This window comes from Caballeronia arationis (genome assembly GCF_001544975.2).
GTDB classification, from domain to species: domain Bacteria; phylum Pseudomonadota; class Gammaproteobacteria; order Burkholderiales; family Burkholderiaceae; genus Caballeronia; species Caballeronia arationis.
Map to the genome: position 1 here is coordinate 21159 of NZ_FCOG02000057.1, position 19927 is coordinate 41085.

19 protein-coding genes and 5 pseudogenes are annotated in these 19927 nt (G+C 61.4%); 13 read left to right on the forward strand and 11 right to left on the reverse strand.

All coding sequences use genetic code 11. The features are described from left to right. Window positions 1-19: 19 nt before the first annotated feature. The 6 genes from AWB81_RS26485 to AWB81_RS46990 form a co-directional block, all read right to left on the reverse strand. Window positions 20-1189 carry a glycosyltransferase family 9 protein gene (locus tag AWB81_RS26485; RefSeq protein ID WP_062639502.1) on the reverse strand — a complete coding sequence of 390 codons (1170 nt, stop codon included), beginning with the start codon at window positions 1187-1189 and terminating at the stop codon, window positions 20-22. Next, the gene (locus AWB81_RS26490; RefSeq protein WP_062639503.1) at window positions 1186-1779 is read right to left on the reverse strand and encodes a D-glycero-alpha-D-manno-heptose-1,7-bisphosphate 7-phosphatase; all 594 of its coding nucleotides are present in this window, start codon (window positions 1777-1779) and stop codon (window positions 1186-1188) included. The genes AWB81_RS26485 and AWB81_RS26490 overlap by 4 nt, the downstream gene beginning before the upstream one ends. Next, window positions 1776-3068: a glycosyltransferase family 4 protein gene (locus AWB81_RS26495; protein ID WP_062639504.1), complete on the reverse strand. Its 1293-nt coding sequence runs from the start codon at window positions 3066-3068 to the stop codon at window positions 1776-1778. The genes AWB81_RS26490 and AWB81_RS26495 overlap by 4 nt, the downstream gene beginning before the upstream one ends. 187 nt (window positions 3069-3255) lie before the next feature. Beyond that, window positions 3256-4149: a glycosyltransferase family 2 protein gene (locus AWB81_RS26500; RefSeq protein ID WP_087135212.1), complete on the reverse strand. Its 894-nt coding sequence runs from the start codon at window positions 4147-4149 to the stop codon at window positions 3256-3258. Then, window positions 4146-4472, reverse strand: coding sequence for a hypothetical protein (locus AWB81_RS46985; RefSeq protein WP_235025923.1), 327 nt, complete (start codon window positions 4470-4472; stop codon window positions 4146-4148). Before AWB81_RS46985 ends, AWB81_RS26500 begins: the two co-directional genes overlap by 4 nt. Further along, complete coding sequence (locus AWB81_RS46990) at window positions 4469-4825, reverse strand: PIG-L family deacetylase (RefSeq protein ID WP_235025924.1); 357 nt, start codon at window positions 4823-4825, stop codon at window positions 4469-4471. The genes AWB81_RS46985 and AWB81_RS46990 overlap by 4 nt, the downstream gene beginning before the upstream one ends. Before the next feature lie 145 nt (window positions 4826-4970). Here AWB81_RS46990 and AWB81_RS26510 point away from each other — a divergent pair, with 145 nt between their 5' ends. Next, window positions 4971-7655 (forward strand): ATP-binding cassette domain-containing protein, encoded by a 2685-nt coding sequence (locus AWB81_RS26510; protein WP_062639505.1) that lies wholly within the window; start codon window positions 4971-4973, stop codon window positions 7653-7655. 12 nt (window positions 7656-7667) lie between these two features. Here the strand turns inward: AWB81_RS26510 and AWB81_RS46995 are convergent. Next, window positions 7668-8281, reverse strand: a pseudogene (locus AWB81_RS46995) (c-type cytochrome); the annotation flags it as partial. A 619-nt stretch (window positions 8282-8900) separates the two neighbouring features. On the opposite strand from AWB81_RS46995, the gene AWB81_RS26520 reads away from it, so the two are divergent. The 4 genes from AWB81_RS26520 to AWB81_RS26535 all read left to right on the forward strand — a co-directional run bounded on the left by AWB81_RS26520 (window position 8901) and on the right by AWB81_RS26535 (window position 10684). After that, window positions 8901-9365, forward strand: a complete 465-nt coding sequence (locus AWB81_RS26520; protein ID WP_062639507.1) for a PRC-barrel domain-containing protein — start codon at window positions 8901-8903, stop codon at window positions 9363-9365. A gap of 218 nt (window positions 9366-9583) precedes the next feature. Further along, a complete protein-coding gene (locus AWB81_RS49280) occupies window positions 9584-9808 on the forward strand; it encodes a four-helix bundle copper-binding protein (protein WP_510183678.1) in 225 nt (74 codons plus the stop codon). Between the two features lie 34 nt (window positions 9809-9842). Further along, window positions 9843-10376, forward strand: coding sequence for a DUF4142 domain-containing protein (locus tag AWB81_RS26530; protein ID WP_062639509.1), 534 nt, complete (start codon window positions 9843-9845; stop codon window positions 10374-10376). 65 nt (window positions 10377-10441) lie between these two features. Beyond that, window positions 10442-10684 carry a hypothetical protein gene (locus AWB81_RS26535; RefSeq protein ID WP_062639510.1) on the forward strand — a complete coding sequence of 81 codons (243 nt, stop codon included), beginning with the start codon at window positions 10442-10444 and terminating at the stop codon, window positions 10682-10684. A 39-nt stretch (window positions 10685-10723) separates the two neighbouring features. On the opposite strand, the gene AWB81_RS26540 is transcribed toward AWB81_RS26535, so the two are convergent. Beyond that, a complete protein-coding gene (locus AWB81_RS26540) occupies window positions 10724-10948 on the reverse strand; it encodes a hypothetical protein (RefSeq protein ID WP_144444186.1) in 225 nt (74 codons plus the stop codon). A gap of 24 nt (window positions 10949-10972) precedes the next feature. After that, on the reverse strand, window positions 10973-11353 hold the full coding sequence (locus AWB81_RS48845; RefSeq protein WP_087135213.1) for a thiamine pyrophosphate-dependent enzyme: 381 nt from the start codon (window positions 11351-11353) through the stop codon (window positions 10973-10975). Between the two features lie 121 nt (window positions 11354-11474). Here AWB81_RS48845 and AWB81_RS26550 point away from each other — a divergent pair. After that, window positions 11475-12928: pseudogene (locus AWB81_RS26550) on the forward strand (FAD-dependent monooxygenase); the annotation flags it as partial. Between the two features lie 32 nt (window positions 12929-12960). Next, window positions 12961-13450, forward strand: a pseudogene (locus AWB81_RS26555) (MarR family winged helix-turn-helix transcriptional regulator). 453 nt (window positions 13451-13903) lie between these two features. On the opposite strand, the gene AWB81_RS26560 reads toward AWB81_RS26555, so the two are convergent. Continuing rightward, window positions 13904-14323 (reverse strand): hypothetical protein, encoded by a 420-nt coding sequence (locus AWB81_RS26560; RefSeq protein ID WP_235025925.1) that lies wholly within the window; start codon window positions 14321-14323, stop codon window positions 13904-13906. A gap of 1102 nt (window positions 14324-15425) precedes the next feature. On the opposite strand from AWB81_RS26560, the gene AWB81_RS26570 reads away from it, so the two are divergent. Next, window positions 15426-16223: a Crp/Fnr family transcriptional regulator gene (locus AWB81_RS26570; protein ID WP_087135214.1), complete on the forward strand. Its 798-nt coding sequence runs from the start codon at window positions 15426-15428 to the stop codon at window positions 16221-16223. Between the two features lie 245 nt (window positions 16224-16468). On the opposite strand, the gene AWB81_RS26575 is transcribed toward AWB81_RS26570, so the two are convergent. Further along, on the reverse strand, window positions 16469-16765 hold the full coding sequence (locus tag AWB81_RS26575) for a YlcI/YnfO family protein (protein WP_062639520.1): 297 nt from the start codon (window positions 16763-16765) through the stop codon (window positions 16469-16471). Between the two features lie 401 nt (window positions 16766-17166). Here AWB81_RS26575 and AWB81_RS48850 point away from each other — a divergent pair. The 5 genes and pseudogenes from AWB81_RS48850 to AWB81_RS26590 form a co-directional block, all read left to right on the forward strand. Further along, window positions 17167-17238: pseudogene (locus AWB81_RS48850) on the forward strand (hypothetical protein); the annotation flags it as partial. Window positions 17239-17290: 52 nt separating this feature from the next. Beyond that, window positions 17291-17533 (forward strand): phospholipase domain-containing protein, encoded by a 243-nt coding sequence (locus AWB81_RS45850; protein WP_159938940.1) that lies wholly within the window; start codon window positions 17291-17293, stop codon window positions 17531-17533. Window positions 17534-17579: 46 nt separating this feature from the next. After that, window positions 17580-18210: pseudogene (locus AWB81_RS47000) on the forward strand (glycosyl transferase family 51); the annotation flags it as partial. A 61-nt stretch (window positions 18211-18271) separates the two neighbouring features. Further along, window positions 18272-18487 carry a hypothetical protein gene (locus tag AWB81_RS26585; protein WP_062639516.1) on the forward strand — a complete coding sequence of 72 codons (216 nt, stop codon included), beginning with the start codon at window positions 18272-18274 and terminating at the stop codon, window positions 18485-18487. Window positions 18488-18919: 432 nt separating this feature from the next. Next, window positions 18920-19381, forward strand: a complete 462-nt coding sequence (locus AWB81_RS26590) for a response regulator (RefSeq protein WP_062639517.1) — start codon at window positions 18920-18922, stop codon at window positions 19379-19381. Window positions 19382-19927 lie beyond the last annotated feature (546 nt).

Genomic DNA, 19927 nt, shown 5'->3' on the forward strand with positions numbered 1-19927 from the left:
ACGAGAGCCCTGTGAGGTTTCAGATTGTCGTGAGCGGCACGGCCAAGGCTTCGCGGTTAGCGCGGCGCTCTTCCATCAGTTCGCTAGCGGCGGCAACCACGTCGTCGACGGCGACGCCGTTGAGGCACGCGTGATGGCCCTCGGGGCACACGCTGCGATAGCACCAGCGGCAAGGTACGTCCTGATACAGCACGCGATGAGGCGTCTGCCACGGCATGTGCTGCGGATTCGTGAGCGCGTAGAGATCGACGACCGGCGTGCCGAGCGCCGAGGCGATGTGGACCGGCCCGCTGTTGTTCGATATGAGGACGCGTGCGCCACGGATCAACGCGGCAAGTTCGCCCAGATTCAGCGCACCGGCGAGATCGATCGCGTTCGGGTGTGCGCCGCTGACGAGCGCGGTAAGGTCCGCTTCGGCCTGAGCGCCGGAGACGAAGACGGCGCAGCCAGTCATGTGCGCCAGGCGCTCGGCGGCCTCTGCGAAGCGCTCCGGCGGATAGCGTCTCGATGCGGCGCTCGCACCCGGATGGATGACGATATAAGGCTCGTCGGCCGGCGCGTGAAGCAGCGTGAGCTTGTGCGCAAGATTCGCGGCGTCCTGCGGCGACACGTCGAAGCGCATGCGCCGATCCGGCGTCTCGGCGCCCACCTGCGCGACGAGCGCTAGTTGCCGCTCGACTTCATGACGCGTGCGATGCTGCGGTTCGGTCTCGGCGACCCAATCGGTCAGCAAGCCATAGGGATTCTCGCGGCAGTGCGCAAGCCGTTTGCCGATGCCCGCAAGATGACACAGCATCGCGGCGGGCAACGGATTCTGGCTATAGACGCTGAAGATCACGGCGGCGTCGAAATTTCCGCGCGCAAGACGCTCGCGCATCGCGAGATCGTTGCGGTAATCGGGAGGCGCATTTTGCTTAACCCATGGCGCATCGTATTCGATCACGTCGCTGACGTCCGAAAGATGGCGCGCGGCGACCGCGCCCGCACGCGAAGCGAGGAGCGTCAGATGCCGTTGCTGACCTGCCCATCGCAACGCGTGCATGGCGGGCGTGGTCATCAATACGTCGCCGAGGTTGTCAAGCCGCACGCACAGAATGCGTTTGACATCGTCGCCCCACGGGCGCACGGACGTCGCCGCCGGCGTACGGGCGTGAGCCTCCAGCGCGAGGGGGATCGGGTTGCGGCTCATCGGGCAATCTCCCGCGCGCTCACGCGCTTGTCCATGGCGCGAATTGCCAGGGCTGCGCGAAACATGTCGGTTGCGACCACATGCGGCTCGCGCAATGCTCCGCCACGCCATACGGTTTCGTTGCCGTTGTCGATCAGGATGGTGCGGCATCCCGCACGCCGGCCTGCTTCGATGTCGTCGAGGATGTCACCGACAAACCAGCAATCTGCGAGCACGACGCCGTGCTCACGCGCCGCGCGCAGCAGCATGCCGGGCATCGGCTTGCGGCAATCGCATTCCTGGTTGTAGGGTTCGACGGTCCCTGTGGCATCGTGCGGACACCAGTAGACCGCGCTGAGTGTCGCGCCGCATTCTGCAAAAAGTTCGTGCAGCCTCGCTTCGACCCCATTGAGCGATTCGATCGGAAAGCGCCCGCGTGCCACACCGCTCTGGTTGCTGATGACGAAGATCGGCACAGCGAGCGCGGCGAAGATTGAAAGCGCTTCGCGCGCGCCGGGTGCAAGCCGCATCGCGTCGGGATCGACATTGTAGGGCACGTCATCCAGCAGGGTGCCGTCCTTGTCGAGAAAGATCGCAGCGGGGGCGGTCATGCAGAAGCGCTTCCGGCTGCGATGCGCGTGCGCTCTTCGAAGCCGCCAACGCGCTCGCTCGTCGCAGTGCCTGCAACGCGCGCGTACACGCGAGCGAGCGACTGCGCGACGCCGTGCCACGTGAACATCTGCTTCGCGCGCTCTAGTCCAGCCGCGCCCATGCGCTCCGCGAGTTGGGAATCACGCTTCAATACTGCGAGGCAATGCGCGAGCGCCAGCGGGTCCTTGGGCGGGACGAGCAGGCCCGTGTGCCCGTGCGCGACTGAATAACGGATGCCGCCGACATCGGCGCCTATCACCGGCCGTGCGCAGGCCATCGCTTCAAGCGGCGTGATGCCGAAGGGTTCGTACCACGGCGTCGTGACGAATACATCGGCGGCGTTGTAGAAGAGCCTCAGCCGTTGCCGCGCGTGCCGTCCAAGGAATTCGACTTGCGGCTCGATCGAGCACGCGCGCGCAATGCCTCTTAGCCGTCCGATCTCCGGCGTCGCGAGTTCGTTCGGGTCGTCGGAGTTGCCGCCCACGACATACAGATGCGCGGCTTCACCCAGTTCGCGATTGCATGCCGCGATGGCACGGACGGCGTTTTCGATGCCCTTTCGCGGCACCATGCGTCCCAGTTGCAAGGCGATATACCGATCCTGCGGCCAGCCCAGTTCCTCGCGCGCCGCGGCGCGGTCCATCGGGTAGAACTCGTCGCTGTCGAAGCCGCAGGGCACGAGGTCGATGCGCGCCGGGTCCGCGCGATACAGCGACACGAGATCCGCTTCGTCTTGCGGACACTCCGCGATCACGGAATCCGACTGCGTGACGAGCGCGTCCTCGATGTCGAAGCGCGCGTCTGGGAAGCCGTCGTCCGTACCTTGATGAATGCGGCGAACGCGACCGAGCGCATGAAACGTCGTGACAAGCGGCGTCCCGAGCGCTTCCTGCACGCGCAGTCCTACGAGGCCTGACATGAAGAAGTTCGCGTGTACCACATGATATGGTTCGTCTTCACGGCGGAAAAATTCGATCGTAAAGCGAGCGAACTCGTCCATGAACGGAAGAAGCTGCTCTTTGGGAAGTTGTGTCGGCGGCCCGGCAGGTACATTGATCACGCGCACGCCGTCGAAGCGTGACACGAGCGGCAATAGCGACCGGTCACACCGGGTGAAAACGTCGACGCGATGCCCGCCGCGAACAAGTTGCTTAGCGATGTTCGCAACGTAGATATTCTGACCTCCGCTATCCACACCGCCCGCGACGGCTAGCGGCGATGCGTGTTCGCTGATCAATGCGATCTTCATGGCGTGGTTCCGTCAGAATTGTTCAGTAATGCAGCGTAATGGCCGGGCGAGACTTTTTTAGCATTCGTTGTGCCACTCGGATGAAAACGCGTATAAGCGTTTGTTCGGTGGGGGACGAAAGCAATTTCTCACGGAGAACGATTGGCACGTTATTACACGCAGTGTGTAGAAGCGAAAAGCGTGTATTTCATAAGTCGAGCTGTTGCTGTCCCTCGAACACGATGGCGCGCATGCGCCGCACGCTCGGTGGGATCACGCGGCGTCGCGCTAGCGCCCACGGAAGCGCCGCGAACATGGTCGCCGCGCCGCGCAGAAGTGTCCCTTCGCGACGCATGAGCACGAGTGCGCGCAGCGTCGCGCGCCATGCTTCGCCTATGGGCAGCCGAAGCCATGCGATCCATGCAGCGTTTCGCGCAAGTAGGCGTCGCCGTAGCGCGCTGTCTCGCAATGTCGAGGGGTGGTGATGGACGACGAGATCGTCCGCATACACGATCGCGAGGCCGCTCGCAAGGACGTCCAGCGCGACCAACTCTTCTTCGCCGCCGATGAAAAGTTTTGGCTCGTAGCCGCCCACGCGACGGAACACATCGGTGCGGAACACGCTTGCGCCCGCCAGAAAGCCGATCAACGCGGGACCGGGCAATCCGCGGGCGCCGAGCGGGCTGGCTTTCATCAATGCACATGTCGAGTCTAGGGCCTCGTCCTCGCCGACGACCACACGTGCGCCCAAAACAGCAACCTGCGGGGACCCGTCGAGGATCGAGACCGCGCGGCTTAGTGAGTTCGCTTGCCACCACATGTCGTCGTCGCAAAAGGCGACGTATTCGGTCGCTACACACGCGACGCCCAGGTTGCGTCCGGCCGCACCGAGATTCGTTTTGGAGGCGACGACGCGTACGGAAGGATAGTGCTGGGACACGCGCTGAGTGGTGCCGTCGGTCGATGCGTTATCGACGAGTACGACATTCGGGCAGTCTGGAAGCGCTAGAAGCTTCTCGAGCGTCTCCAGCACCTGCTCAACGCGATTGTGCGTTAGGACGACAACGGTCACGCCCGCGGCGTTCATCGGTACCGCGCTCATTGCGTCGCAAGGCCAAGGCGCCAGTAGTGCTCGTCGGCATAGACGTCGTCGTAGCCATGCGGACCGAACGCTTTCAACTGACTTGTATATGCGCCCACGGCGTTGCGCTTTGCTAGCGCGGGATGCTCGTGGCTTGCCTCGGGCGTCGCCGCAATGCCATTCGTCAGCAAGTCTGCGAGACGCTGCTGCACGAGGCCGTCCATCCGGCGATACAGTGCGTCTTCATAGGCGATGCAGGTAAGGCCGCGCGAACTGCGCCACGCATTTCGGCACGCCATGTGCGTCAAAACGTGATCGGAGTAGTAAAGGCCGAGTGGAATCACGAGGGTCGCGGGTTCGCTCGAACGAATGATCGTGCAGAGTACGCGTTCGACCGTATTAACGGTCGGCGCATCACCGTAGGGCCATACTGCGCGTCCAGAAAATTCAGGCGTTCGCCCGTCGCGCCGAGCAACTCAAGTGCTCGGTCGTCCTCGGCGATGCGTTCTCGCATCGCCTGGCGCGCATCGCTAAAGCCGCACTGATGGTCCCAGTCCGTCGCGACGCGTGTGTCGGGACAGCCGGCGAAAACGGTGCACACGACCGCATTTGAATTCGACGCGATCCAAGCGCCGCAACTGAAGACCGCGTCGTCGAAGTGCGGCGAAATGACAAGAATGCTTGAGGCTTCGGGCATATCGGAGTCCGGCGCTAAAGGTCCCGGCCGCTTCGCAATCGGCGGGCCTGATGCGTCGCCAACCGATGGTGCGACGATTGCTGACGCCCGCCAACGACAATCGACTACGCTTCAAAGACGTAGGCTCTTTCTGCAGAGGACACAAATGGAGCATGCGCACGCATCGACGGATCGTGCGGCGGTCAAGCGCCGAATTGCGCTGGATCTCTGGCAAGCCATCTGGCTCTACAAGGCTCAGACGACGGCCGCGGTCTCGCTGATGGTCTGCGCGCGGCTCGCCGTCGTCGGTGTGCCGCTTCTGCTCAAGCTCATCATCGACGACCTGAGCCAGCCGGCGCCACTCGTGTTTCCAGTTTTCATCGTGCTTGCGTACGCGATCCTCCGCTGGCTCGGAGACGTGCTCAACGAAGCACGCGATGTCGTGTTCAGCATCGTCACGCAACGCACGGTCGCATCGTTCACGCAGCGAACCTTCGCGCATTTGCAGAGCATGGGCGCACGTTTCCACGCGAAGCGGGAAACGGGCGCCGTCGTTCGCGACGTGCAGAAAGGCACGGACGGCATCGGATTTCTACTCGGCGTCGCGTTGTTCACGATCGTGCCGACGGTCATCGAAATTGGCACGGTGGTGGCGATCCTGATGAGCGGCTATGCCATCGGGTTCGTGCTGATCGTCATCGCGACGTTTGTTTCGTACGGCATTTATACGTTCTTCATGACGGGCTACCGCATGAAGTTCCAGCGCGCGGTCAACCGGATCGAGTCGCAAGCCGACAGCCGTCTGGTCGACAGTCTGCTGAACTACGAAACGGTCAATTACTTCGCGACCGAAACGACGGAGACGCGGCGTTTGTCGTCTGTCCTGGACGAATGGGTGAATGCTCGCACGGCCAATCAACGCGCGCTGACGATCCTGCATGCCGGTCAGAGCACGATTGTCGCGGCAGGCATCGCAGCCGTGATGCTGCTCGCGGCGCAGCATGTCGTGGCGGGCGGGATGAGCGTGGGCGATCTCGTGCTCGTGAATGCGTACATCGTACAGGCCTGCATGCCGCTCAATACGCTTGGCTTCGTGTTTCGCGAGACCAACGATGCGCTCGTCAATGTCGAGCGCATGTTCGACATTCTGCTGGCGCGCGGACACCGTGGCGAAGATATCGACGAATCCGGCGCGCGGCCGCTCGTCGTGTCTGCCGGCGAGATCGAGTTCGAGAACGTCGACTTTGGCTATGAACCGGCTCGGCAGATCGTGCGCGAGGTCACCTTCAACGCGCATGCGGGACGCAAGCTCGCCATCGTCGGCGGCAGCGGCTCGGGCAAGTCGACGCTCGTGAAGCTGCTGTTTCGCTTTTATCAGCCGACGGGCGGTGCGATCCGTATCGACGGGCAGGATCTGCGTCATGTCACGCAGCAGAGCCTGCGCGAAGCAGTCGGCATCGTGCCGCAGGATACGGTGCTGTTCAACGATACGATCGCCTACAACATCGCCTATGGGCGGCCGGGCGCGACTCGTGCTGACATCGCCCGCGCGGCGCGCGCCGCTCAACTCGACGACTTCATCGAGCGTCTTCCGGACCACTACGACACGCGCGTTGGCGAGCGCGGCGTGCGGCTCTCGGGCGGCGAGCGTCAACGCATCGCGATCGCGCGCGCAATCCTCAAGGACCCGCGCATCATCGTGTTCGACGAAGCAACATCGGCCCTCGACACGCGTTCGGAGCGCGCGATTCAGGGCGAGCTCGATCGGCTCGCGCGTGGACGCACGTCGATTGTAATCGCGCATCGCTTGTCGACCGTCGTCAATGCGGACTGGACGCTCGTCATGGAGCATGGGCGCGTCGTCGAACAGGGTACGCACGACGAGCTCCTTTCGCGCGAGGGCGTCTACGCGAAGATGTGGTCGCTGCAATGGCAGCAGGGCGAGCTCGAGCACACGCAAAGGAAGCTCACCGCGCAGCCGGTGCGGCTCGGCACGCTCGCGAGCGGGGTAATCGCTGCGTTGCGCGCGCAGATCGCGGAGAAACGCGTCCACTTATCCGCCGTGGTCGCAGAGAGCGACTTGCTGGTCTGGGGTGATCCTGCCGTGCTGCAGCAGGTGGTCGCCGATTTATGTCGCTATGAAATTGCGCGCGCCGAGCCGGGCGATCGCGTGGAATTGCGCTCGGAGCGCAAGCCAAATCATGTCTGGCTGAGCGTGCTCGGCGCGAGTGGCGCGCCGGCGGAACTGTCGCAGGAAGAGGCCAGACGGATCGAAGATGCACTTGCCGAGGCGGGCGGTAGTTTCACCATCAGTCCGGTTGGCAATCAGCTTTCGTACGTCGCGGAGTTGCCGCTGAGTCCATTCGTCGTTGAAGGGCCACCGTTGCCCGACGAGCTCGCTCGGCCGCCTACGGCCGAGCGTTCACTTGCGGGGCTGCGGATCATGGCGATCGACGACGAGGAACAGACGCGCGACGCGCTCGAAGCTTTGCTGCAGGCGGCCGGTGCACAGGTTCAGCTCGCCGCATCCGCGAGCGAAGCGTATGAGCTTCTCGCAGCGATCCCATCTGCGCGTTGGCCCGACGCGTTACTGGTCGACATCATGCTCGGCGAGGAGAACGGATATGAATTGCTGGGTCGTGTGCGCCATCTGGAGGAGGAGCGACGCGTCTCGCTCGATCAGCGGATTCCCGCTGTCGCGCTGACGGGCTTTGTGCAAACCGAGGACGGGGTACGCGCGCGTTTGGCGGAGTTTCAGTTGCATCTGACGAAGCCTGTCGCTGCGGAGGCATTGATCGACGCCATCCGGCACGTCGCGCCGACGGCAAAGATTCGCGCAGTCAAAAGTTAAACGGCGACGTGCTTACTTGTGGAGCCGGTCTCTCAGTGACGCGACGTCGTTCGCGGTGACCGGCCGCGCATCGTTGCCCCACGACCCGCGCACGTAGGTCAGCACCTGCGTGATCTGCACGTCGGTCAACTGTCCCGCGAAGGCGGCATCGCCTGACGCGGCGGCCCATGCTTCGTCGCGGGACTATTGCCGCCCTCAACGAGCAGGCGGATCAGCGAAGTCGTGTCCTCGCTGAGGACCGAAGGATTGCCGGCGAGTGCCGGGAACACGTTCGGAACGCCTTCACCGCGCGGCCGGTGGCATTCGGTGCAGAACGACGCGTAGGCGGCTTCGCCCATCGCGGGCGGCTTGTCGGGTGCGCGCGTCTTGAACGCGGGAGCCGGGCCGCTCGCAGCGGACCAGGCGCCGTCCGCCGCGCCGGTCGCCGGCAGACTCTTCAAATACGCGGCGACCGCGCGCAGGTCCGCATCGTCGAGATACTGGAGGCTGTCCCCGACCGTCTGCACCATGCTGCCGAAAGCGACCATGCCGCCGCCGTGCCCGGTCTTGAGGAACGACGCGATATCCGCCTCGCCGATGCGTCCGAGACCCGAGCCCGGATCGGCACGCAGATTGGGCGCGTACCAGACGAGCGCCGTCGGCTTCGAATACTTGCAATGCGAAAGCGCGGGCAGTATCTGATTCAGCGACGGCCGTCCAAGCCCGACCACCGCATAGCCGACGCGATCGTCGGGCGGCAGGCTGGCGTCCGGTGTTTCTTCCTTCTGCTCGCTGTTGGGGTCCTGAATCATCGAAAGTCTGACCTGATTCGCGTCCCCCCGGGCGCTCCGGCTGCCCACACGCTGCCCGCCGACCCTGCGGCGAGCGCAGCAGCGATTCCGGCCCCGCCGCGCTGCAGAAAGGAACGTCGCGTGTTTTCGGACAGCGGAGTGCCGTCACCGCGCGACGCGGCGTTTGTAATTTGTTCGGGATTTTCGCTTGGGCTGCGAGGTGGCATTGAACGCTCCGTGAAAACGCGCGCGTCGAGGAGGCTGCGCAAACAAGTCGTCAGGTCGTCTCAGCATCGGACATGCCGGATGAACCTGGCCCGGACGGCCAACGCTTCGTAGCAATCCGGACCGGATTTGCTCTGTTCAAAGTTTGGGCACGCTCGTTGCATCGTCCCATGTTACCCGCGCCAGGTGAAGGCGCTCGCGGTCGAACAAACCCGAGCGAGAGGAAAGCGGGATCTATTTGGAGAAGATCATGATTGATGTAACGACCACGGGCTCCGGAGACACTGCCGGGGCAAAAATCGTCGGTAGCGGTGTCGGCGATGGGCCAGGACCGGAGGTCATGGCGGCGTCAAGTCTGGACGACACGAAGGTGATCACGTCGGACGGCGAAAATGTCGGGAAGATCTCGGAAATCATGGTGGACATACGACGCGGGCGAGTTGCATACGCGGTTCTTTCGAGTGGAGGCTTTCTTGGAATGGGGGATACCCTTCATGCCATTCCCTGGAGCGCGCTGACAATGGACACCGACGAGAAATGCTTCCGCGTCGACATTCTGGCCGATCGCATCAAGGACGACCCAGGCTTCGACAAAGACCACTGGCCCGCGATGGCGGACGCCGCGTGGGGCACGTCGCTGCACGAATACTACAATCGCAGGCCGTATTGGTCAGCGGAAAGGGGGAGTGTGGAGAGTCCCGGTCTCGGTGTCTGAGGGAATCATGGAAATGCCCGCGAGCGCAAGCATCGATGTCGAAGTCACGCATCTGTAGCGGTCGTGGGTGACGGACGCGGCAGAACCGCTCGCTCTATCGAAACGAACGGCACTGGCTAAATGCGCTGCCGAGAGGGTCGACGCTTGCTTTGTGATTAGCTCGCTCGCGCCCGCAAAGACGTCCGGGCGCGACGACAGCTCGATCTTGACCGCGCTGCATGGTGCGTTTTACGTCAGAAGCCCTTGCGCAGGATTCGCGGTTCATGCGTGACTTTTGCGACCTGTACGCGCGCATTTGCGACTCCTGTGCGGACGAATGTGGCCGGCATCCGGCCGATCACTGTCAGGCATGCAGTGATGTCTGCCGCGCGTGCACTGAAGAAGTCGGTCACTATGACCCAAGGCGTGCCGAACACTATTTAACGCGGCATCCGCATTGCTAAATACCAATCACCCAATCAACTCGAAGGAAATCCGATGAAAACGAAAACGCTTTTGCTGCCGATGACGCTTGTCATGGCCGCGTTGCCTGCATTCGCGCAGACGCAGGCGGCGAGCACCACAATGGCAAACGACCTGCCACCCCAAGACAAGGAATTTGTGCAGGCAGCGTCTATGTCCGGTTCGACCGAAATCGATGCTGCCAAGCTTGCTACCAAGCAATCGCAAGACAAGGATGTGCAGAACTTTGCGCATCACATGATGGCCGATCACACAAAGCTCACGCTTGAATTGAAGATGGCGGCGCCGCACGGCGTGGCAGTCCCCAAGGACAACTCGGACGCGACTGTTCTGGATTCGCTGAAGGGTCTGAAGGGCAAGGAGTTCGACAATGCGTATATCAAGAGTGTCGGCGTAGAGGGTCACCGGAAAGCCGTCGAAGCATTCCAGAAGGAAGCTGAAAGTGGCCAGAACGCTGACCTGAAGAAGGCCGCAGGAAAGGCGTTGCCGACGATCCAGGAGCATCTGAAGATGGCACAGGCGCTAGCTGCAAAGAAAGGTGTTCAGTAAATCGAACGCGTAGACCGCAGCAGTCCCGCCCTGCACGGCGTCGCGCGGAACTCAGGGAGAAGACGATGCGCGCGTGCGAAGCTTGCGTTGAACTGAACAGTGCGCCATCGAGTTGGCCGCCCCATCCGAATCTTGCGCTGTTCGGCGCCGGGTTTTTCGGCGTGCTGGCTCATTCGGTCATGATTCGCGACCAATACAAGTGCATGACCTGCGGCCACTGGATGTACAGATACACGTCGGATGGCGATCCGGCCGCCAAGTGGCGTCTCGATCGCCAGTCGGATTCAACGGCTGAACAGACGGCATAGAGATCGAATGCACAGCGCCCCACGGTTCAGATTCGCGCATCAGGCCTTCAACCGCTCCGGCGTCGCTACAGCTTCGGCCGGATCGACGTGACTTCGAGCAACGCGGTGCGAGTCGAACCCAGCGTCCAGACGAGCGCGGTACAGACTAAGCGAGACTCCGCAAAGCGAGCCTTTTGCGCCGCGTGCCATCGCGACCTGTGCGAAATCGATGCCGCCCAGTTCGCAACCGTTAGGCAGATTGCCCAATTGCTTCTGCTCGAACACGACTTTGGCTATCATGGTTGCGCATCACGACGACCCTGACCGGTTGCCGGTTCTGACTGCCGTCGATAGCTCGGCCATCACCATAGCTATTCCGCCGTCGCCGACGATAGCGATGACCTGGCGCCCCAGATTCGCGAGTTGTGCGGCGCTGGCGAACGGCAGCCGGGGCGCCATGGTGGCGAGCATCCCGGTAGCGATGAGTTGAGGACCCCCGCGCAAGGTCAGGAAATGGGCTCCGAAATGCGTATTAGCGCGGCAGTCGCGACAGACGACTGCATCGGAGCGAACGCGTCGCTGACTGCGCGAATGACGCTTTGCGGCCGCATCGGAAGCCGCTCGGTCGCGACGGCGCGATCGAGTAACCCATACTATTGCGCCACGCTCGCCTGAATCTCGCGAAGGAATATGTCGTCTTTCTGGCGCAGCAGAGGCAGCAAGGCACGCAGCGTTTCTTTCGTGTTGCCGACCAGTCCGACTTCCACCGGATAGCGCAGTCCGATTCGTGCCGGTCCGAAGTCAGCCTGCGTATCTGCTCGATCTGATGCGCCGGTCCGCGCAACGGCTTGAACCGGATTACGATCTCGAGGTCGTCGATGTGAAGCGCGATGAATCCGACGAATATCCGGTGCACGTCACCTTGCCTCGAACGGATAGTGCGCGGCTTAGTCAAGAAGTCACCGTGCGCACGCGTTATGCCGCAGGTTGCGACGGCGCCCGAAGCCGCGTGCGTGCGACCATCGGACAAATGCTCGCCGGTGACACCGCCAACCACGCGTGGGGCGTCATGGATGCGCTCGCCGTTACCGATTTCCCGGATATCCGCCTCAAGGCGGCGATCCAGTCGGCAAGCAAAGGCAATCTGCTCATCATTCCCCGAGAAGGCGGCTATCTCGTGCGCTTCTACGTCGACCTCGGCGAAGTCACGCCGGAAAATCGTGACACCGTCAAGCAGACTACGGTCGAATGCATTATCCAGACCGCGCAACGCATTCTTCATCCCTATTCGCTGGACGTAAAAGAGGTTGCGTGGTTCTCGGTGTATGAAGTAGGACAACGCTTGACCGAGCGTTTCGACGATGCCATCGGGGTCGATGGAGCCATGCGCGAGCCACGCGTGTTCAGCGCGGGCGATGCCTGTCATACGCACAGCGCGAAAGCGGGTCAAGGCATGAACGTGTCGATGCAGGACGGCTTCAATCTCGGCTGGAAGCTTGGAGCAGTGCTGCAAGGACGCAGCGACGCAAGCCTGTTGCGCACGTATTCGGATGAGAGGCAGCCTGTCGCGCAAGAACTCATCGACTTCGACAAGGAATGGTCCGCGATGATGGCCGCCCCGCCGAAGGACCGCAATCATCCCGAGGCGGGCGGTGTCGATCCTGCGGAACTTCAGGCGTATTTCGTGCGCGCGGGCCGATATACGGCGGGCGTGGCGACGCGTTATAGGCCGGGTGCGCTGACGGGCGAAGCGACGCACCAGTCGCTCGCGAGTGGCTTCACGATCGGCACGCGCTTTCATTCGTCGCCCGTCGTTCGCATAGCCGATGCAAGGCCCATGCACCTCGGTCACGTGGCACGCGCTGACGGCCGGTGGCGCCTGTACGCTTTCTCGGATACGAGCCGAAACGCACTCGAAGCGCTCTGCGAGCATCTCGCGACGTCTCCAGAATCGGTCCTTCGTCGCGCCACACCAAGCGATGCCGATGCCGATAGCGTTTTCGATCTGCGCGCCGTGTTGCAAATGCCTCACCGAGAGGTCCGGCTCGAAGATCTGCATGCGTCATGTTGCCGCGCAAAGGCCGATACGGCCTGATCGACTACGAGAAGGCATTTACGAGTGACGCATCGACTGATATCTTCGATGAGCGTGGCATTGACCGCGAGCGCGATGCGCTCGTCGTTGTCCGTCCGGACCAATACGTCGCGCATGTGCTTCCGCTCGACGCCTCTGCCGAATTGAACGCGTTCTTGCGCCCATTTTTCGAACCGATCCGATTTCGCAGAACCACTAGAAAGTGCCAGCCAAAATCGATAGCGCTGACGCGCTTTCCAAATTCACCGGCAGCCTCGTCCGCCGTGCTCAACAGCGGCACTTGGCTGTATGGCAAAGCGAGGTCTCCGCCGAGATCACGAACGTCCAGTACGCGGCGCTCGAGATCCTGCAGAGGACGCCGGGAGTCAACCAACGCCTGCTCGGCGATAAACTCGACGTGGACCGATCGACGATCGACGATCGCCGATCTCGTCGCACGCATGGTCCGCAATGAATTGATCGAACGCTCCGACGATCCCGTCGATAAGCGTAGCTACGTGCTGTTTCTTACGTTGGCCGGCAAGGAGCTGCTTTCGACGTTGCGCCCGCGCGTCGAGGAAGTGGAGCGCGTTCTGACGGCGAAGCTGACGCCGGTCGAAGTTCGAGAGTTGCGACGCATGCTGTTGGCGTTGTTGCCGTTTGACGAATGCGCATTCTCGAAACACGAAACTGTTTCGATGCCCAAGCAATGACCCTCGAACGGGCGGCGATCTGAAACTTCGCGGGAACTATTGTGCTTGGACGAAGGCGCCCAGCAATTGAATGGACGACCAGTCGCAGGAGCCAGTGGTGACTCTACTCGAGTCCGTTCGGCGAAGGTCGTTGATGGTTACCGGTTCCTGTTGATTCGCGGTTGACCGCATTGGCCGATGGCCGACCAGCAAAACCAGGCTTCGGATGATCGCTGTACTTCAAAACGCGACTCTACGATGATCGGACGCGGCAGAGAGCGTCGCGGGCGGTCGACTCGCCCGCTCAAAGCGCCTGAACCGACGCGGAAAAGCCGGGCAAGGAAGATCGTCCGCGATTATCGCGCTGGCATCGCGCGGCAATCGCAGGGATTTTGTCGTCGGGACGACAGTGACGATCTCCCGACGAGTGACGTTTGATGGCGATCGGCCAGTGGCACGATCGGCCATCATTTTCTACTGCTTCTTTGCGGCGTCGACATTGGCTTCTGCCGCCTTCTTATTAGCGTCGTTTTGGGCCTCGACCTTCTTCTCGTCAGCCTTCGCTTGCGCTACGTTTGCATCGTTTGCTGCGTCCTGCTTCTTCCTGTCAGCTTTGGTCTGAGCCTGCTGCATTTTTCTATCGGCCTTGGTTTGCGCGTTCGCCGCATCATTTCGAGCGCCCGACGCCTCCGCGGGAGTGGTCGCTTTGGCGCCTTTGGCAGCCTTCTTATCGGCGTCGGCTTGCGCTGAAGCTTTGTCTTCATTGGCTGAAGCTTGGGCCTTCTCGGCATCGCTCTGTGCCTCCGCCTTCTTGTTCGCGGTGGCCTGCGCTTCCATCTTCTCGCTGTTTGCCTTCATCTGAGCTTTTTGCGCATCGTTTGCGTCTGCGGCCATCGCCGGCTGCTCGAATACGGTAGTGGCTAGCAGTGCGGATGCGATAGCAGCTATGAACTTTTTCGTGATTGCAATCTCCTGAGCGTCTAATTTTAAAAGGCAAACCTGCGGCATTCTCTACATCGCGGCTTTCGAGATCTCCCGAGGCAGAGCAATGTGGCGATTGAGCGGTGGTGAACCGCTCCATGCGAAATTCGAACTTCACTTCCTCAGTCATTCGCTGGTCGAGTGCCTCCATGATTGGAGCTATGATCCGACATTGAGACGATTAAAGCCACTTTGGAGTCCGTCGCCGACAGTCGTTGAGCAAAAAGTGTTCCGCCGACCTCCAAGCGCACCGCACGGTGAGTCGAGCGCCCGACGGGCCGGCGAGCGATTCGATACCCAGAAATCATTCATGGCGCCTATAAGTTACCCGCAAGAAGTCGAGCAGGTTGCCAACGAGATCGGCGCCCATCCCGACCGAGTCGAAGTCGAGGGTTCGTGCGAGCGCAGGCGGAGTCAAGTGTTAGGAGAGCCCGATGATATAAGCGCCAACATTAGACACTTCTGCTTGACCGGAGGAGTACAGGCGAGAGCCGAATTGACGGTCAAACCTATCTGCAGTGCGGCGCCCATCGCGTTTGTAAGTTTCCTCTAAGTATAAAAGCGCGGCTTCGGCGCATGATTTAGGCAAGCATCTTTCAGGCGACGTCTGAAGGATCAGTGTTTTCGAGCGAGCTGCAGAGTTCCAGTTCTTTGACATGGAAACAATTAGTAGTACGGTGCATTGCGACGGGTCTCGCGAGTCTTTGCCGCTTCCTTGAACATCATCGTCTCCAACTTTCTCGCGCGTGTCTGCTGCGAGGCGTCGAACGTTCGCCCAGCGATGCGGCCTTCTTACACGATCGCCACTGTAAATTTGGGGTGGTCAATCGGCGACTTTTGGATGCGCCGGGTGTGCGCGCTAAATTCATTTCGAACGTTTATTCTTGGTCAAACGTTTGCTTCAGCCGACTCAGTCAGTAGCTAGAGGAACACCGTTGAATTGTTCTTTTGTGGCCGAAAGGGACCAAGCCTTGCTTGTCCGAAGGGGCGCTCAAGCACAACACCTCTAACATTGATGCTCACGTTACAATCCGACCTGCACGGGAACCGGTTGCTCCAAAGTCTTCCCTGCCATGACTGGCAGGCGCTGGCTCCAGACTTGGAAGTCGTCCGGTTAGAGAGTTCAAACGTCTTATGCGGCCCTGGAGAACGCATGCAGTACGCTTACTTCCCGATCTCCGCCACCGTCTCACTCGTACAAAATATGGAGGATGGTCGGTCGATCGAGGTTGCTGCGATTGGGCGCGAAGGCACGACGGGGGCCGCCTTATTGGCTGACATCGAGGTGCTTGCGTGGAGCATCGAAGTTCAGTGCGCGGGCGCCGCATACCGCATTCGGACAAGCGCTCTGAAAAAACAGTTCAAGCGCAGTGACTGTCTTCGCCGCCTGGTAATGCTTTACGTCCAAGTGCTTTTTACTCGCTCGGCGCAGCTCGCTGCATGTCACCGGCATCATTCTGTAGAACAACAGTTATGTCGCTGGATTCTCGACGCTGTAGACGCGACCCTTGATAGCACGATCGAGACTACGCAGCAGCGGATTGCCGATCTGCTTTGTGTTCGACGCGAAGGCATCACCGCCTTCGTGGGACGGTTGCAGAAGGCGGGGCTGATCTATCCGACGAGGGGAAGAATCAAGGTGGTCAATCGGCAAGGACTGGAGGCCCGAGCGTGCGAGTGCTACGCACTTACAAAGAATGAGGCTGGCAGGCTGCTGTCCTCCTATCCAAGCGCCAGAGCCGCCTTTTGCCGCCCTCAGTACGTACGGTCGCGCGCCCGGTCGGCGGCTTTCCGATCGAAAGAAAGCAACTAACCGTCTGGAGCTTTCACCCTCACAAATTCGATCGCCCCGCGCATAGCGCACCTAGGACGGCAGCAGTGCAATGACAGTCGCTGGCAGCACAGTGTTTAAAGTGGTGGGCTCGCAGCGTTGAGATGGGTGTAGGTGCAGTCCTTTACTAATACGAGAAGCAAACCCTGACGGCGCGTGGTCGTGGCGTCGCGCTGGAGAATGGTCGAGGTCCGCTGCGGCCTCGAGGGTAAACCGACCCGCGTTGGTCATCGCGCAGTCGTGCGCCGTGTCTTGGCTCCTGCCAGCCGGTCCTCGAGCTTAGCCAGGACGTCATCGGCGGAGACATACTGACCGCTCCGTTTGGCGCTGTCGCGTGAGGCGAGGCCGCGCGCAATAAAACCACTCCATGAACGCCGGCGCTCGATGCTCGGGCCGATTGACTGCTCGACAAACGCCGACAGACTCTCGGCGTGGGACAACACGCTTTCAGCGGCCTCGCGCAATTCCGGCTCGACCCGATCGGTCAGGCAACTACGCAAACACAAACGGTCTGAGGTGAACATGCCTATGATCCCCTTGGGTTGCTGATGCAATCGGTTTATGCAGATGGGGCAGTTCCAAGTGATGATTCCGGCGTAATGCGCATGCAGGATAAGGCCGGCCGGGTACCGGCGGATAGAAGGTGGACGGACGTCATGTTTGACGCGCACGCAGCTTCACCCCATACAAAGAGATCATCTTCTACTTGTCCTTTAAAGAGCGACGCTTCTCGCGTGGCCTCGATGTCGACTCGAAGCTTCTCAAGAACGATCCTCCCCTGCGCATCGATGTCGTGCATGATCCTCGTTCTCATCCTCGAAAAAAAGCTGCACGCGATGGAAAGGTGCACCTTCAGACATGCGGGCAAGGTCACTGAACCCCCCGCCGCTATGCGCTCGATCCCGGCACGTAGCTCTCCGATAGCTGGACGCGATCCCAAATCAAAGGCACGAAGTATTCGATCGCCGTGCATGGCGCGAACGGCTTCCTGCGAGTCTTCCGCGGCGACCCAGCCACAGGGCGTCAGGACGGCGGACCCCGAGATCGCGGTGAGCTACGACGTAGCGAACAACGCGGTCTGCGTGACCATGCGGAATTCAGGCACTGCGGCCTGCCGATTTACGGTCAGATCGAATGCCTATCGCATCGGCGGCGGCCCATGGGTCTTTCTGGCGCCGGCGGGCGGTAATGTCAACAAGGGCTGGCCCGTATCCGCAAGTGGTAACTGGTACGACTTCAGCGTAACGGTCGATACCCAGCCGGCGTTTCGGCGCCGCTTCGCCTCACCCTAAGCCGCCTAAAGCCGGTGGGGGCTTTTCCCCACCGGCGGCGTTTTTATCATCGCAACGCCAGGCGCGCGATTTGTCTGAACTCGGACCCGACATCGGCTTTACTGTCGGCGAGGCTCCGAGCTCGCTATTCCACCGCCGGCCCCTACGACGTGCGTCTCCATGACGCGTCACTGCCGTCGTTCATAGAACGGCTGTTCGCGCGCGGATTTACGGGGATCTCGCAGGGCGCGCGACTCCGCCACGATGGCGTCGCTGGCCGACAAGGTCTCTCCTTCTATGCGAAGAAAAGGACCGCGCCGGACTGCTGCTCCTCGATTCACGCGGCACGCCGCTTTAGGGCGCGCAGCAGCGCGGCTACGTCTACGAGAACTTCGATCGGATACCGCCGCTCGTGGTGGCGTCGCTGCGTTTCATCGAAGACCGCAGCCCTGCTCGATGCGAGCCAGCCCAACCGCAATGCGGCGATCGGCTGGGCGCTTCTCCCGCGCGCTCTTCGATCAGGGCGTGCGTGTTTTCGACAAGCATCAGCCGGATGCCGGGCGGGCAGCACGAGCGCCACGCAGATCGAGAAGTTCCTCGATTTGCCGGGCGGGCGCACCGCGTGTCCGGCCGACAAGTTGCGGCAAATCGCGTCGGCGTCAGTGCGCGGGAATTTGGATGGGCCGCAGATGCTGCCGCGAGCGGTCGGTCGGTCGGTTGGCGAGTTTTTTGCTGATCCTACATTGCACAGGAGCCGTCATGAGACTGCAATCGATATTCAAGGGGCGCTATACAGTTCTGCCGGACATCGAGGAGCGGACCGGAGGCTACGTGTCAGTGGTTCGGGTCATGGAGTACAACGGCGAACGGCCCAAAGTGACCGTGATTCGTGGAACAAAAGTGTACGCATTAGCTCCTGATGCCCTGGACGACGCTGGACGCGAGGCGACGCGGATCGCGGAGCAGCTTGGGTAACTTTTACCCCTTCACCCCACAGCGCGGCTGCCAGTCGATGGTGATACCGCGGTGCAGTGACTTAAGACGCGCATGTCAGTCACAGAAGTGGCCCCGATCCGAACAGCGGCGTAAGTGGAAAGCGCGCCGCGGACGTTTTCCGTGCGAGCGGCACGTGTCGGCTGGTCGATTCGAAGACGCTGCATGAAAAAATCGTTCCGTGGTCGCGGCTGAGCGATTTTCATTAGGCGGAGGTTCGGCTAAAATCTCGGACTGGTATGTGCTATGCGTCCGGCGCGCTCGACGAGGCGGGCTTGCTGCGCAAGAAAAGTTTGTCCGCACTCACGCCTTTTTGGCGCCAATGCAGGCAGGGCTGGTCCGCATTGCCCGCTGCGGCGTCTATGACGCGCGAGTCCGTTCAGCGATGAGAACATCAGTTTGCCCGCGCCTGTCATGCCGCGCAGCCACCATGCCGTCCATCATCTTTGGACTACCCGTTCGTTCGATTCTGTCGAACCACCTATTTCGGCGCTCATCGTCGACGATGACAGCGCACTGGCGAAAGCGCTGGCACAGGCTTTCATCGCTGGTGGTCTGCGGCCGACAACGGTCCTCGGTGGGGCAGCCGCACTGAGGGCGACGCAACACTGGACACCGCACATCGTCGTGCTTGCTATTCAGATGCCTAGTTGCGACGGCTTCCAGGTCGCCCGAGCGTTTCGGACCTCGCCCCGATTGGTGCTCGTGCCCGTCATTGCCTACACGTCACTTACCGAGCGCGAAATCATTGAGCGCGGCAAAGCTGCCGGGATCGATGCTTATTGCCGAAAGGGAGATTCGCCGCACGCCCTGCTGAGGCTCATTGCGCAGCTTGCTCCCACGAGCCCGGCAGGCGAGAAGGTCCACGCGGATTGACTTCGCGGGAACGCAAACCCGGCCCGCCGTCGTTCGCTTCTATTTACCTGCTGCCGAGTCGGTATTCCGAGAGGCACAGCTATTGCTGTTTGGATTGCGCGTTCCTTCTATCGCGGGAGGATGGGAGGGACGTGGTTCGTAGATCATCGCCTTCTGGGCCCGCTTCGGCGGGCCTTTTTTCGGCTTGGTTACCACGCCGCCGCCAGACGTTCAGCCAGATCGCGAGCCGCTACACAGTCTTGATCAATGAGACTGATCGGCATTCCCGGGACGCTGTCCCATCGTTCTTCGTCACCTGGAGCCGCGGTTTATCCACGAGACGGAGCGCTGGCTCGTGTTCATGAGCGGGACCTCCTTGCTGCTACGCGAACTATCGGGGGCTGGCGACCCGAAAGGTGCCTTATTCACTCGAGAGTGCCGAGTTCTTGCGCCTTTCTCACGGTCTCATCTTGGCGTTCGTGAGCGCCGGTCCAGTTCTCGGTAATCCGATCCGGCTCGCTTAGTTGGCTTCGCGCGCCAGTCTCATTTTCAGGCGACTGTGCTCAA